This is a genomic window from Paenibacillus sp. FSL H8-0332 (genome assembly GCF_037963835.1).
Classification (GTDB): Bacteria; Bacillota; Bacilli; order Paenibacillales; family Paenibacillaceae; genus Paenibacillus_AQ; species Paenibacillus_AQ rhizoplanae.
Map to the genome: position 1 here is coordinate 4,847,029 of NZ_CP150145.1, position 14,555 is coordinate 4,861,583.

A 14,555-nucleotide genomic window follows, 5' to 3' on the forward strand; every position below is an offset into this window, starting at 1 on the left:
AAAACAATAGCATACTGAGCAAGGATGTGATGAGCTTGATCAAATTATTAATCGCAGATGATGAAGCCCTGGTCTGCATCGGACTCCAGTCCATGCTGAAATGGGAGCAATATAATATTGAAATTGTCGGCATCGCCCACAACGGCGCGCAGGAGGAAGAGATGATCGACACCCTCCGCCCGGACATCGTGATCAGCGATATCAAAATGCCGATTAAAAGCGGCCTCGAGGTCGCCGGCTCGGTCCGCCGCAAGTACGGGCGGCTTCCGCTGTTCATCATGCTGACCAGCTACGAGGAATTCCAGTATGCGCGCGGAGCGATTGAGGTCCAGGCCACCGATTACCTGGTGAAGCTGGAGCTGACCCCGGAGGCGTTGGCCGAATCGATCCGCCGGGCCATTAGTATCCTGGAGGAGTACCAAACCATGGAGAGCTATCCGAAGCTGGTCCACCGCGGCAATCTCCAGGCCCAGCGCGATAAATTCTTCGTCCGGCTGTTCAACAATCTGTTCGAGAACAAGAACCAGTATCTCCTGCAAAAGGAGGATCTGGAGGTGGACCTCTCCGCGCCGGCCTATCTGGTCTGTACCTGCCGCATTCTCGGGCCGGACACCGTCCCGCCGCGCGGGGATAAGCTGGTGGCCTTATGCTCAAGCACTGTACAGATGGCGAAGGATACGCTCTCGTCGCTCAGCGCCTGTTATGTAACCAGTCTGGATCTGCGCAACTTCGCGCTGACCTTGCCTGTGCCGGGCCCGGACCCGCAGCTCTGGATGCCTGACATCCAGAAGCTGCTGGCGGACATGGCCTCCGTGCTGCATAATTACTTCAATGTGACCATTATCGGGGCGATTGGCTTCGCGGCGGAAGATCCTTATCTGCTGCAGGGGAGCTATCTCGCTGCCCGGAAGGCACTGCCCGCCGCTGTGAAGGAACGCTCCTTCGTCTTCTTCACGGAAGGCGAAGCCCCCCTGCAGGAGCATCTGCTGTTTGATTTCTCGGAATCGCGGCTGGAGATCCGCAGAGCTTTTGAAGAAATGGATACCCGCGCCTTGCACAGCATCATCTCCCGGATGATCGAGATCTTCGACGGACGGGCCGATCTGCTCGTTCCCGCCACCGATGCCGCCTGCAATATTCTGTATATGGCGACCTCCCTGCTCGCGGACGGGGAGAACATGGTGGAGCAGATCTTCGAGCAGGAGCCGGAGGGCTACCGGGCGATCTACCAGATGCATACGATTGAGGAGATTACCGGCTGGCTCGTCCAGTTCCGGGACGGCTGTGTCCGAATGCTTGCCACCCGCAGACAGAGCTATAAGGAGCAGGTGGTGAAGAACGTCCAGGAGTATATCAAAAGAAATCTCGGCACCAAGCTCTCGCTCCATCAGGTGGCGGATGTGTTCAACTTCAGCCCCAACTATCTGAGCCACCTGTTCTCCAAGGTCGCCGGGGTGAACTATGTCGAGTATATCACAGAGACCAAAATCACCGCCGCCAAGGAAATGATGGTCCGCGGCGAAGGCCGGATCTACGAAATCTCCCAGAAGCTCGGCTATGAGAGCGCCTTCTATTTCAGCAAGGTGTTCAAGAAAGTCACCGGGCTCTCTCCCCGGGATTATATACAGCAGATTGATGGGAATACGGGAGGAAATTAAACGAAGGACGAAAGGAAGAAAATTCAAATGAACAAAGGGCAAATCGTATTTCTAAACGGAGTGACCAGCTCCGGCAAAACCTCAATAGTTGAAGCGATACAGTCGAGATCGCCGGAATTTTTTTATGTGGTAGCCAATGATCTTTTCGAAGAAACGATCGGGGAGCGTTACCTGCGTGAAGATTACTGGAAGTATCTTAGTGAAGCTATTATCATGATGTATCATACCGCCAAATTATTCTCGGATCATGGCAAGCATGTGCTGATTGACGGCATCCTGGTGGAGCGGCCCGGACTTACGCCTCATTATGAGAAGGTGAAGGATATTTTCGCCGGCTATCCGTTAACTGTGGTAGAAGTATTCTGTCCCTTGGACATCTGCCGCCAGCGCAATCTTGCCCGTGAACACAGAGGTGAAGGCCAGTCGGAGGAGCAGCACAAGCTGATGGCCCGTGACATCGAATATGGCTTTAAGGTGAACACGCATGAGAACACTTCTGAAGAGTGCGCAGATCTGATTGTGGGGCATTTATTCGGTGAGCGTACCGCAGAATGATAGGGATAAGATAACGTAATAATGTGGAAAAGTGGACAGGGCTGCCGGTATAGGCAGCCTTTTTTTATTTGCGTACAAACGGAATAATAAGCTGAGGCCTAGCTGTTTCCGAAGAACAAGAGCTGAACAACAAAGCAAAGCCCGCTTCGAGCTTGTTCCAAACTCCTCTTAAGCTTAATCGGCATCTGGCGGACTCAGATGACGCTATAATGCGAAAAAACCAACTTTTCTTGTATTTGCGGACTCAGGAGCGCTTATGTTGCCATTTGAAGCTATAAATGAGGAGTAATGGGTTAGTTAACGGCCTCTGAGTCCGCCTAGCCTGCCTAATGGTGTAATTTGGCGCTGATAAGGGCTTTCAGGTCCGCGAGAATGGGGCGATCAGCTACATCGATACGGCGATACAGCGATATGGCAATACGGCGGTACGGAGATACGTAGATGGGCGGCGGGGCGGTGATCCTGCGTCCAATCCCCTCCCAATGTAAGCGCTCCTCAAAATCTGCTTGAAAGAACCTTCAGCTGATGATAAGATAAATGCGAAGATTTAGTAAATTTATTAACTAAAAAGGCGTGATCAGCATGGCAACGATTAAAGACATCGCCCGGGAAGCCGGCGTATCAGCCGCAACCGTATCCAGAGTGCTAAATAACGACCTGTCCCTGGCTGTCAGCGAGGAGACACGCAGCCGCGTATTCGCCGTGGCCGGGCAGCTGGGCTACAAGCCCTCACGGGTACGGCAGCTGAAGCGGGAGAATGAGCTGGGCAGCAAGACCGTCTCGCTTCTGCTCTGGTGTTCACCCGAAGAGGAACGGGACGACCCTTATTATGGCTCCATCCGGCGCGGCGTGGAGCTGCGCTGTGAGGAGCTGGGCATCCGGCTGGGCCAGACGCTGCGCGGTCACAGTACGCCAGCCCCGCTCCGGCCTGCGGGTGACGGGCTTATCGTAGTCGGCGGGAGCTTCCAGCCGGGAGAGCTTGCGAAGCTGCACGCGGACGGGGGCACCACGGTGCTTGTCGACCATTACTCGGAGCGCACGGAATATGACTCCGTGCGGACACATTTCCGGCAGGCTGTCGATCAGGCACTGGGCCATCTGCTGGAGCTCGGTCACCGCGAGATCGCCTTCATCGGAGGCGGCAGCGAGGAGGAGCGCCGCAGGCATCATTACACCCGGATTATGCAGAGCCAGGGCTGCTATGATCCGGCGCTGATCCGCACGGGAAGCTGGACTAGTGCTGACGGCTACCGGATGATGAGCGAGCTGCTGGCAGGGGTAAAGCGGCCTACGGCCTGCTTCGCCGCCAGTGATCCGCTGGCGGTCGGCGCTCTGCGCGCCCTGCATGATCACGGGATACAGGTGCCTGCCGGGATGGCTGTCGTCGGCTTCGATGATATCGAGATGGCGGCCTATGTTCAGCCTCCGCTGACAACGGTCCGCGCCTATCCCGAGCAGATGGGCAAAGCTGCGGTTCAGCTGCTCGCCGAGCGGTTCGAAGGACGCGAAGCCCCTTCGCATTCGCTGATCGGCACGAAGCTGATTGTCCGCGAGACCAGCGGCGGAACAATGGATTAACGCAGCCCGGCTGCACAGCAATCTTGATTGCCTTTTCCAAGATATCCGGACCTTATCCCATCACACAAGGAGTGTTAAGATTATGAACATTTATGCAGATGAATCGCAAGGGCTGTTTCACCTTCAGTCCAAAGACACCAGCTACATCATCCAACTGGTAGAGGGTTACCCTGCCCATGTCTACTGGGGCGCACGGCTCCGTCATGATGACAGTCTGGCCGGAGCACTGGAGCTGCGTGAACGCGCCTCCTTCTCACCAACCCCGCTGCCGCAGAAGCCCGCCCTCTCGCTGGATGCCCTGCCTCAGGAGTATCCGCAGTATGGGACGAGTGATTTCCGACGGCCGGCTTATCAGGTTCAGCTTGCGGACGGCACGCGGATCTCAGAGCTGCAATATGCAGGCTATGTAATCACGCCGGGCAAACCGGCACTGGATGGTCTGCCTGCGGTCTATGCAGAGAGCGAAGCAGAAGCGCTCACGCTTGAGCTCACCCTGAAGGATGACTACGCCGGTCTGACGGTCAGACTGCTCTATACGGTGTTCGCTGACCATCGGGCGATTACCCGCTCTGTGCGCTTCGAGCATAACGGCGATGCCCCGCTCCGGCTGGAGCAGGCGCTTAGCGCATCGGTGGATTTTGCCGATTCCGCTTATGACACCCTGCATCTTAGCGGCGCATGGGCCAGAGAACGCCATGTTCAGCGCCATCCGCTTAACCCCGGAGCCGCGCTGTCCCTGGAGAGCCGCCGCGGATCAAGCAGCCATCAGGTCAACCCGTTCCTCGCACTTCTGCGCCCGGGTGCAGATGAAGACCAGGGTGACGTCTATGGCTTCAGCCTCGTCTACAGCGGCAGCTTCAGCGCTACGGCCGAGGTGGAGCAGTTCGGACAGACCCGTGTAAGTATCGGGATTAATCCGTTCGACTTCTCCTGGCTGCTGGAGCCGGGCCAATCTTTCCAGACCCCGGAGGCCGTGCTTGTCTATTCCAGCGAAGGCATCGGCGGCATGTCTCGCACCTATCACCGGCTGTACCGGACCCGGCTCTGCCGCGGTGTTCACCGTGATCAGGCCCGGCCGATTCTGGTCAACAACTGGGAGGCGACTTACTTCGATTTCGATGCGGACAAAATCGTAACCATCGCCAAAGCAGCAGGCCCGCTCGGCATTGAGCTATTCGTCCTTGACGACGGCTGGTTCGGCAGACGCGACAAGGATAACAGCTCACTCGGCGACTGGTTCGAGGACCGCCGCAAGCTGCCTGAAGGTCTGGCGGATCTGGCCGGCCGGGTCAACAAGGAAGGCGTACAGTTCGGTCTATGGGTGGAGCCGGAGATGGTCTCGCCGGACAGTGAGCTATACCGCAAGCACCCGGACTGGTGCCTGCATGCCGAAGGACGCCGCCGCACGGAAGGCCGCAACCAGCTGATCCTGGATCTCTCCCGCCCGGAGGTATGCGACTATCTGTATGAGACGTTAAGCGCGGTCTTTTCCAGTGCCCCGATCCGCTATATCAAGTGGGACATGAACCGCAATATGACAGAGATTGCTTCGGTGAAGACCAGCCCTGAGCGGCAAAAAGAAACCGCCCACCGCTATATGCTCGGCCTGTATAATCTGCTGGAACGCCTGACCTCGCGCTTCCCTGACATTCTGTTCGAGAGCTGCTCCGGCGGCGGCGGCCGGTTCGATCCGGGCATGCTGTTCTATATGCCGCAGACCTGGACCAGCGACAACACCGATGCGGTTGAGCGTCTGGCGATTCAGTACGGCACAAGCATCGTCTATCCGGCCAGCAGCATGGGCGCGCATGTATCTGACGTTCCGAACCATCAGGTGGACCGCATTACCTCCCTCGCTACGCGCGGTGATGTGGCAATGAGCGGTAACTTTGGCTATGAGCTGGACCTCACCAAGTTCACCGAAGCCGAGAAGGACCTGGCCGCCCGGCAGATTGCCCAGTACAAGGAGATCCGCACACTGGTACAGCAAGGGGATATGTACCGTCTGCTGAGTCCGTTCGAGGGCAGCGGTGAGACCGCCTGGATGTTCGTCAGCGAGGACAAGACCGAAGCCTTCGTGGCTTACTTCCGCGTACTCGCGAGACCTAATCCGCCGATCTCACGCCTTACGCTCAAGGGGCTGAACCCGGAGCTTGATTACGTAATCGAAACCGGAGCTGCCGGCAGCAACGAGCATGTCCACGGCGGCGCAGAAGCTTCTGCGGACGCTGGAGGCGACAGCTCTGCTCCGTTCCAGACGGCCTTCGGCGGCACACCGCTCGGCGGCGACCGCCTGATGCGTATGGGTCTGGTAGTCTCCGACCTGCGCGGAGATTACGCAAGCTGCACTTACCGCCTGAGAGCGGTGCAGCGCTGATCTACAGCTTCAGACATACCACAGGCGTCAGCCTCCTTTTGGAGATTGACGCCTGTTTTTTGTGGAGAGATGCAGTCAGGAAGGCGGCTTGCTGCCGGTTCATTAACTACTTACTACCTGCCTCTCCTCCTACTCCTATTCCTGCTCATGCTCCCGGCCAAGTAACCCGCTAAGCACCTCTGTGACATTCATGCCGGTCAGCGTCTTGGTCAGCTCAGGCACCTGCGCCATGATTTTGGCGATATCGCCGGTAATTTTGTTCACGCCTGCGGACGCCCCATCCTGGGAGATGACGGTGATCTTATCTACCTTGGCCAGCGGGGAAGCGATTTTCTCAGCCAGCTCGGGCAGGATTTTCAGGAATTCCACGGTTAAGGCGGCTTGGGTGAACTGTTTGTACGCCTCGGCCTTCTTCTGCAGCGCTCCCGCTTCCGCAGCTCCGGCGAGCTGGACGATCTCCGCATTCGCCTTCCCTTTTGCCAGATCGGCCTCCGCTGTTGCCAGTCCGCGCTTGGTCGTAGTAGCTGCTTCGGCTTCCGCCTCCAGAATCTGCCGCTGCTTGGCGGCTTCCGCTCTCATAATCGTCGCCTGATTCTCCGCCTCCGCAGGCTTGATCACCGTTGCCTCCAGCTCCCGCTGTCTCAGCTCGACCTCGATCTCCCGGACTGTGCGGTTGGCTTCAGCCTCCATCTGAGTGATTTTCACCTGTTCCGTAACCAGTGACTGCTTGATCTTGTTCTGCTGCAATTCATACGCCAGATCCGCCTGCGCCTTCTTCACCTCGGTCTCCAGCTTGAAGTCCGCCTGCTTAATGTTAAGCTCCTTCTCGAACAGGGATTCCTTCGCACGGGCAGCGGTTCCCGCTTCTATGGTCGCCTGATGGGCATTGGCTTTGGCAATGGAGGATTCCTTCTCCGCTTCGGCCTGTTTGATCTGAATGTCGCGTTCGGCTTCGGCCTTGGCAATACTGGCGTCGCGGCGGATACGCTCAATTTCGGGCACCCCCATATTGTCGATGTACCCTTTGTCGTCGGTAATCTTCTTGATGGTGAAGCTGACCACCTCCAGCCCCATTTTGTCGAGGTCCTCCGAGCAGGTCTCCCGCATCTTGCTGTTGATCTCGTCAGGGGTCTTGAGTATAGATTCTACGGTGAGCTGGCCGATCAGGCCGCGCAGATGACCCTCCACCGAATGCAAAATAATCGTCTCACGGTCCTCTTCAGGCCGGTCAATGAACTGCTCACTGGCGGTTAGAATGGCCGTTGGATCGCTTTTAATCTTAATCTGGGCTACCGCCTCCAGGTTCAGCTTGATGCCCTGGCGGGAAAACATGGCCTGCGCCGGGATAACATCGAAGCTCATCAGCATCATGGAGATGGTTTTATTGTTCTGAAAGCCGGGGATGACGAACGTCCCGCCACCCTGGACCACTCTTTTGCCGCCGAGGCCGTATACGATCATGGCCTGATTGGGCGGAACCTTTTTATACGCGGTCACAATACTGGTTAACGCCAGCAGAATCACTACAACAATAGCTCCGGTTATATATAAAATTAACATTTGCTCCGACACTCCCCGTTAGTTATGTTCCATTTCCCGTTCGAACAGGGTGACCGCTGCGATCCCCTTATCCGTCTTCACAATAATCACCCGATCGCCCCGCAGCAGCGACTGACCGGATTCGGCCCGCACGCCGATGGAGCGCATGGTTCCGTGCAGCACATACTTCATCTCTCCCACGGCCCCATCCGCTGCGGCAATGCTGATATAGCCGAGCTGGCCGGCCGGCTCATAATCGAGTTCACTCATACTGCTGTCATACCGGGTCATCACCCGGGCCAGCACCGTGTAGAGCAGGATGCCCGGCAGCAGGGCGATCAAGGTACAGACCAGCACCACGGCGAGCAGCTGCATCCCGCTGTACTTGACAAGCATATACCCCGTGCCGCCCCAGACGGTGACAAACACCATCAGTGGTAGAATCGGCAGAAAGCCCGGCCCCCCGGCATCCCCTCCCCCAACATGCAGGTGGCCTACCAGGCCGTGTCCATGAATGCTGCCACTGAGGATAAGCAGGAGGCCCACCCAGAAACAGACGATAAATACAGTAGCGATGGTAACCCCTCCTTTCAATGAAATATGACTATAAGAAAACTGACTGTAGTGGCGATGCGGAAACTGACTATTGTGGTAAATAAAAAGACTAATTCGAATTTAAAATGACTAATTAATGTTGTTATATGATTTAATTGTGCTTCTCTCCGTCACAATTGCACCTAATTTCCACTTTGGGCTGCTTGGTCAGTTGGGGGCAAAGACGCATACTTGGTTCAGGTGCACTAGTGCTCTTCATTCGCTCGTTTAGCTAACATTTCCGGGATTCTGGTGCACTTGTGCTCTTCATTCGCTCGTTTAGCTAACATTTCCGGGAATCAGGTGCACTTGTGCTCCTCATTTACTCGTTTAGCTAACATTTCCGGGATTCTGGTGCACTTGTGCTCCTCATTTACTCGTTTCTCTTAAGCCCCCTAATCAAAGTGGAGACCTTGACATGTAAGAGGTACACTAAGAAGAGGGAGTGGAGCCGATGAGAAGCAACAAGTTGTATGACGAACAGCGGATCAAAGTAGCCCAAGAAGCGATCAATGGAACCAAGGTTTCCTTCCTGGCCCGAAAGTATTCCGTCTCTCCCAGCACCATTGCCAATTGGGTGAAGTTCTACAAAGAACGATTTGGAGAAGAGGCCACTCCGTCCGTCCAAGAACGGATTGAAGATGCGGAGCGTGTCCAAGATCTGGAGACGAAGATGGAGACGGCCATTAAGTTATTGGGTGAAAAGGATCTGGAAATCGAACTGCTGCGTGAACTCTTAAAAAAAGCCAACCCCGCTTACAAGACAAACTCGAACTGGCCGACGAAGCGATAAAGCGGGGTTATTCGGCTACACTGGTTCTACGTATCGTGGAGGTTCAACCTTCCACCTATTATGCGCATAAAAAACGTTTCCTGGGGCTTTGGAGTGCCCCGGATGCGGTCGTGACTTCGGGTCGTCCGATCCCCGCCTATTCCCTCACTACCGGCGGTCTGCGGGTCAGTGACCTACAGATCGAGGAGTGGCTGAGTGAGCTGGTAGAGGGCGAGGAGAACGGCTATGGCTACCGGAACCTGGCGTATGCCCTATCGGTCCAGCAGGGCTTAATCCTCAACCACAAGAAGGCGTACCGGCTGTGCAAGAAGCTCGGATTGCTTCAGAAAAAGCCGGTGAGGAACCTAAAATACCCTCGACGTTTAGCGCGAAATCGAGTGGTCACCGGCCCCAACCAACTCTGGCAGATTGACATTAAATATGGATACATTCATGGCTACGACCGCTTCTTTTTTATCTTTGATATGATTGATGTGTTTGACCGCTGTATCGTCGGCTACCACGTGGGCGCGAGCTGTACAGCGAAGCAAGTCTGTGCCACGTTAAGGGAGGCGCTGGGCCGACGTTTACAGCCTGGAGATCCCTCACCGGTGATCCGTTCCGATAACGGCCCGCAATTCCTAAGCGACGTCTTTGGCGAGCTGTGTGCGGAAACGCAGCGTCCTCTGGAGCATGAGCGGATTCCTCCAAAAACGCCGAATATGAACGCCTACATTGAGTCGTTTCACAGTATTTTGGAGAGAGATTTGTACACGAAAAGGTACTTTGAAACGTTTGAAGAAGCCTATGAAGCGGTCGCAGTTTATATTAATTTTTACAACGAGCGCCGTTTTCATGGCAGTTTGCAGCGCATGAGCCCCAAGCAATACCACGCCGCATGGAAAGCAGGCAAGCTAAAACCGATAGAAATAAAGCTGTAAACAAGATCCTGCGAAAACACGAGTTTTTAGCAGAATGTCTCCATAATTAGGTGGCCGAACCGGTTTAGCTAACATTTCCTGGAATCAGGTGCACTTGTGCTCTTCATTTGCTCGTTTAGCCAACATTGCCGGGAATCAGGTGCACTTGTGCTCTTCATTTACTCGTTTAGCTAACATTTCCGGGAATCAGGTGCACTTGTGCTCTTCATTTACTCGTTTAGCTAACATTGCCGGGAATCAGGTGCACTAGTGCTCTTCATTCGCTCGTTTAGCTAACATTTCCGGGATTCTGGTGCACTTGTGCTCTTCATTTGCTCTCGCACCTGCCTGCTCTTCGCCTCCCAGCAAACTCTCGCCACCATCAGAGGGATTTATCCCTTCATTTCCACCTCCAGCCCACTTCCAACTGATTTAATGGGATTTATGCCTTTCCTGCACAGCAAAAAGACCACAGTAGCAGCAGGGCTCTCCGTGGTCGGTTAATCGATCATGGCGCTCATCCTCTCTCTTCGAGGCTTACGGGGTTAGCTGACGGATTCGGGCAGCGAGATTGCCCTACCTCACCGGAGCCATAATAGCACACTGGCAAGGATTCACCCCGGGTACTCAGCAGCCAATCCTTAAGCCGTTTGCACCAGTTGGTTCCCCCGTTCCCGTTACGGAATTCAGCCATTTCAAGAACAGTGTCATTTCATTCGGTTGTTGATTGAATCTTACGCCTGCAGCCATTTAATGTAAAACCTCACGGATGACAAAAGAAGTCAAAAATGCTGTCCCTTCACGAATGAAGGCGCATTCTTCAGCTCTGCTCTTATCCGCCCGGGGATTTGCTCGTGCTATCGTCTGTTTACACCAATGTTACTCTTCCTCTCACGTACTACTCACTTACTCACCTATTCTTCTCCTACTCTCCTACTCTCCTACTCTCCTACTCTCCTACTCTCCTACTCTCCTACTCTCCTACTCTCCTACTCTCCTATTCTCCTACTCTCCTACTCTCCTACTCTTACTCCCACAGTAACTCTCACTCACTCATTTGCTCACTCATTTACTCAATTGCCTCCCACTAACTTCTCATTATCCTCACAACTATTTCCCACTCCACTCCCTTCCCCACGCCCTCCTACCTTAATCCCCTAACCCCCCACCTTTCTTCCCCACTCCACTACTCCAAATTTGAAACATTCACATTTCCGTCACTCGATGCTCATTGTGCAATCTTTCCCTTTGAGCAATAATAGAACCTATAGATTCTATAGAGCTTATAGATCCCAGAGAAAGGAGGAACATTGAAATTTGAATTCCAAACTGAATCTGCGGGACAAAAAAAAGGAAGCCACCGCCTACGCTTTATCCGTTGCGGCCTTCGAGCTTGCGCTTGAGCATGGCATGGACGGCTTCATTGTGGATGATGTTGTTCAGAAGGCCGGTTATTCCCGGCGGACTTTTGCGAATTACTTCTCCTGTAAGGAGGAGGCAGTCGCCGCCTACTTCATCGGCAGTGCCAACAAAGAAGATGATAAAGCCCTGCTTGCCGGGCTTCCGGCGAATGCTACACCGCTGGACGCTCTATACAATCTGCTACAGCTGCAATTTACCTCTGAGTTCCTGCATAAATTGCGGCAGTTCGTCTCGCTGGCGAATCAGTACCCATCCCTGGAGCCTTATATTCTCAGCGTATTCCGTCGTCTGCAAATCGCAGCACAGGAAGTGCTTGAGCAGTTCTCCCACGGGCGCTATTCCGACGGGTATACCCATCTGCTGGCTGGTGCCGTCTATGGTGCCTTCGTACCTATAGTGGACGGACGGCTCAATGTTATGCTCCCGGGTGAACAGCAGAGCGAAGGCTCCGATGCCATGCCTTTTGATCAGTACCTGAATTCCATGTTTGCTTATTTACGCAACGGCTTCTAAATTCACAGATAAAGAGGAGAAACCACTACATGTCTACCTTTCTATACCGCTTAGGTAAATCGGCTTATGCCAAGCCTTGGGCCTTCATTGCAGTCTGGATCATTGTACTCGGAGTTGTAGGCACCCTGATTGGAGTCAACGGCATTCAATCCAGCTCCGAGATGAAAATTGAAGGCACAGAGTCGCAAAAAGTGCTGGATAAGCTGACAAAAGAGCTGCCCGCTGCGGCCGGAGGCCAGGCTAGTATCGCCTTCACGGCTCCGGACGGAGAACGTCTGGATACGCCTGAGCGTACAGCTCTGCTTCTAAAAGCTATTAATGATGTATACAACATGGAATATGTCATCAATCCTGTAGAGCTGGCAGCACAAGCAGCTGCTGATCCTGCCGCCGCTGCTGATCCTGCCGCCGCCGCTGGGCAAGCTGCCGCCGATCCTGCCGCTGTTTCGGGCCAAGCCGATCCTGCCGCTGCTGCTCAGGCAGCACCGTTCGGTCCGCTGATCGTTGACGGCGCTCCCGTTCCCGGCGTGATGCTGTCGGCTAACGGCAGTATTGCCCTATTCCAGTTCCAGTTCACGGTTCAACAGACATCTCTGCCATCGGAGGTGCCGGATAATATCATCGATACCGTAACTGAGGTTGAACAGTCCGGTTCAGGCATTACCGCGATTCCAAGCGACTCGCTCAAAAGCATGCCGGCCATTGGTTCCACGGAAGCGATCGGCGTAGCCGTTGCTGCCATCGTATTGTTCCTGACGCTGGGCTCGGTTGTCGCCGCAGGCTTGCCGCTGTTGACCGCGCTTCTCGGAGTCGGCATCAGCGTCGGAGGTGCCTTTGCCCTCGGCAGCCTGATCCAGATGAACGATATTACACCGGTTCTTGCCGTGATGATCGGTCTCGCGGTAGGGATCGACTACTCGCTCTTCATTGTGAACCGGCAGCGCCGTCTGATCCTGGATGAGAAATTAAGCGCAGCAGAAGCAGCAAGCCGGGCACTCGGCACCGCCGGCAGCGCTGTATTCTTCGCCGGTCTGACCGTAATTATCGCCCTGTGCGGCATGCTCGTCATTGGCATCGGCTTCTTATCGACAATGGCACTTGTGGCTGCGGCCAGTGTTCTCATCAATGTATTGCTGGCATTGTCCCTGCTGCCTGCGCTGCTCGGCCTGGTCGGTGAACGGATCGTAACCGCCAAGGCCCGGACCAAGCACAGCATAGCCGCCAAAAAATCCCAGAACAGCTTCTCTCACCGCTGGGCAAATGCTACGGTGAAATATCGCTGGGCCATCATTATACTCGTGGTGCTGGTTCTGGGCACAGCCGCAATCCCGGTGACCAAGATGGAGTTGGGTATTCCATCCGGCGCCTCGGCGAACCTGGATACTCCGGCCCGCCAGAGCTATGATGTCATCTCCAAAGGGTTCGGCGAAGGCTTCAATGGCCCGCTCCTGCTCGTAGCAGAGCCGAAGAATCCGACTGATACCCTCTCGATGCAGGTCGTAGGCAAGCTGGTGCAGGAACTGCAAATGCATGATAACGTTGCACTCGTGTCCCCGTTGGGCTTGAATCCCACCGGCAAGCTCGCCATTATCAGCCTGATTCCGAAGACAGGGCCCACAGATACCGCAACCAGAGACCTTGTACAGGAGCTGCGCGATCCAGCATCCAGCCTGACCACCGGCAACAATATTAATCTTGGCGTGACCGGCTTCACGGCCATCAATATTGATATGTCCTCGAAGCTGTCCGATGCCTTCCCTGTGTACATCGGGATCATCGTTATCCTGTCGCTGATCATACTGCTGCTGGTGTTCCGGTCGATTATCGTACCTATCAAAGCAACCGTCGGCTTCGTGTTAAGTATTATTGCCACCTTCGGCGTAACCACCGCCGTCTATCAATGGGGCTGGCTGCATTCGCTGTTCGGCTTCGATACCGGCGGACCGCTGCTGAGCTTCATGCCGATCCTGGTCACCGGTATTCTGTACGGACTCGCTATGGATTATCAGGTCTTCCTCGTCAGCTCGATGCGAGAAGCTTATGTCCACGGCCGCCATGGCAAGGAGAGTGTTATTCACGGCTATGATCTGGCCAGCCGGGTCGTACTGGCCGCAGGTGTGATCATGGTATCCGTCTTCGCCGGCTTCATCTTCGCCCCGGATGCAATGATTAAGCAGATCGGCTTCGCCCTGGCCTTCGGTATCCTGATCGATGCCTTCATCATCCGGATGACGCTCGTTCCGGCCGTCATGGCCGTCTTCGGCGACAAAGCCTGGTGGCTGCCGAAATGGCTGGACCGCCTGCTGCCGAATCTCGATGTCGAAGGCGATAAGCTGATCGCCAAGCTGAATGCTGAGAGCGGACAAAACAAGTAGAAACGGCTTTGCCGTCCTAGTAAGGACGGTACCGTTTCAGCGAGAAATAGAAGGATAAATTATCGTGTAAAACATATAAATTCTTCTATTTGCACTAAAATCGCCACACAAAGTGGAGACCTGGCTTCGATGAATACTCAGGTACTTTGCGGGACCCCAAGACCTGTACATCTCCCCGGAATAACGGACGGCACTCCAGCCGTTGTCCCGGTACAAATAGAGCCTGCGGCATCGTCCGCAGGCTCTATTTTG

At 54.8% G+C, this 14,555-nt stretch carries 10 protein-coding genes and 1 riboswitch; of the genes, 8 read left to right on the top strand and 2 right to left on the bottom strand.

Annotated elements, in window-relative coordinates:
• Positions 1 to 35 precede the first annotated feature (35 nt).
• From NST43_RS21075 to NST43_RS21090, 4 genes are all read left to right on the top strand, one after another.
• Positions 36 to 1,658 (top strand): helix-turn-helix domain-containing protein, encoded by a 1,623-nt coding sequence (locus NST43_RS21075; protein WP_339219178.1) that lies wholly within the window; start codon positions 36 to 38, stop codon positions 1,656 to 1,658.
• 27 nt (positions 1,659 to 1,685) lie between these two features.
• The gene (locus tag NST43_RS21080; protein ID WP_339219180.1) at positions 1,686 to 2,213 is read left to right on the top strand and encodes an AAA family ATPase; all 528 of its coding nucleotides are present in this window, start codon (positions 1,686 to 1,688) and stop codon (positions 2,211 to 2,213) included.
• Positions 2,214 to 2,795: 582 nt separating this feature from the next.
• Positions 2,796 to 3,791 carry a substrate-binding domain-containing protein gene (locus NST43_RS21085; RefSeq protein ID WP_339219182.1) on the top strand — a complete coding sequence of 332 codons (996 nt, stop codon included), beginning with the start codon at positions 2,796 to 2,798 and terminating at the stop codon, positions 3,789 to 3,791.
• Positions 3,792 to 3,873: 82 nt separating this feature from the next.
• Positions 3,874 to 6,168: an alpha-galactosidase gene (locus NST43_RS21090; protein WP_339219183.1), complete on the top strand. Its 2,295-nt coding sequence runs from the start codon at positions 3,874 to 3,876 to the stop codon at positions 6,166 to 6,168.
• Positions 6,169 to 6,303: 135 nt separating this feature from the next.
• Here the strand turns inward: NST43_RS21090 and NST43_RS21095 are convergent, their stop codons facing one another.
• The gene (locus tag NST43_RS21095) at positions 6,304 to 7,728 is read right to left on the bottom strand and encodes an SPFH domain-containing protein (protein ID WP_339219185.1); all 1,425 of its coding nucleotides are present in this window, start codon (positions 7,726 to 7,728) and stop codon (positions 6,304 to 6,306) included.
• 18 nt (positions 7,729 to 7,746) lie between these two features.
• A complete protein-coding gene (locus tag NST43_RS21100) occupies positions 7,747 to 8,301 on the bottom strand; it encodes a hypothetical protein (RefSeq protein WP_339219187.1) in 555 nt (184 codons plus the stop codon).
• Positions 8,302 to 8,755: 454 nt separating this feature from the next.
• On the opposite strand from NST43_RS21100, the gene NST43_RS21105 reads away from it, so the two are divergent.
• The 4 genes from NST43_RS21105 (at position 8,756) to NST43_RS21120 (ending at position 14,303) form a co-directional block, all read left to right on the top strand.
• Positions 8,756 to 9,094, top strand: a complete 339-nt coding sequence (locus NST43_RS21105; protein ID WP_039310863.1) for a helix-turn-helix domain-containing protein — start codon at positions 8,756 to 8,758, stop codon at positions 9,092 to 9,094.
• Between the two features lie 20 nt (positions 9,095 to 9,114).
• Positions 9,115 to 10,014 carry an IS3 family transposase gene (locus tag NST43_RS21110; protein ID WP_339225321.1) on the top strand — a complete coding sequence of 300 codons (900 nt, stop codon included), beginning with the start codon at positions 9,115 to 9,117 and terminating at the stop codon, positions 10,012 to 10,014.
• 498 nt (positions 10,015 to 10,512) lie between these two features.
• Positions 10,513 to 10,695: riboswitch (cyclic di-AMP (ydaO/yuaA leader) on the bottom strand.
• A 615-nt stretch (positions 10,696 to 11,310) separates the two neighbouring features.
• Positions 11,311 to 11,928, top strand: coding sequence for a TetR/AcrR family transcriptional regulator (locus NST43_RS21115; RefSeq protein WP_339219189.1), 618 nt, complete (start codon positions 11,311 to 11,313; stop codon positions 11,926 to 11,928).
• A gap of 29 nt (positions 11,929 to 11,957) precedes the next feature.
• Positions 11,958 to 14,303 carry an MMPL family transporter gene (locus NST43_RS21120; protein WP_339219191.1) on the top strand — a complete coding sequence of 782 codons (2,346 nt, stop codon included), beginning with the start codon at positions 11,958 to 11,960 and terminating at the stop codon, positions 14,301 to 14,303.
• Positions 14,304 to 14,555 lie beyond the last annotated feature (252 nt).

Excerpts from the sequence above, each read along its gene's own strand:
- NST43_RS21080 (WP_339219180.1), top strand. The coding sequence starts at position 1,686 with ATGAACAAAGGGCAAATCGTATTTCTAAACGGAGTGACCAGCTCCGGC.
- NST43_RS21085 (WP_339219182.1), top strand. The coding sequence starts at position 2,796 with ATGGCAACGATTAAAGACATCGCCCGGGAAGCCGGCGTATCAGCCGCA.
- NST43_RS21090 (WP_339219183.1), top strand. The coding sequence starts at position 3,874 with ATGAACATTTATGCAGATGAATCGCAAGGGCTGTTTCACCTTCAGTCC.
- NST43_RS21095 (WP_339219185.1), bottom strand. The coding sequence starts at position 7,728 with ATGTTAATTTTATATATAACCGGAGCTATTGTTGTAGTGATTCTGCTG.
- NST43_RS21105 (WP_039310863.1), top strand. The coding sequence starts at position 8,756 with ATGAGAAGCAACAAGTTGTATGACGAACAGCGGATCAAAGTAGCCCAA.
- NST43_RS21120 (WP_339219191.1), top strand. The coding sequence starts at position 11,958 with ATGTCTACCTTTCTATACCGCTTAGGTAAATCGGCTTATGCCAAGCCT.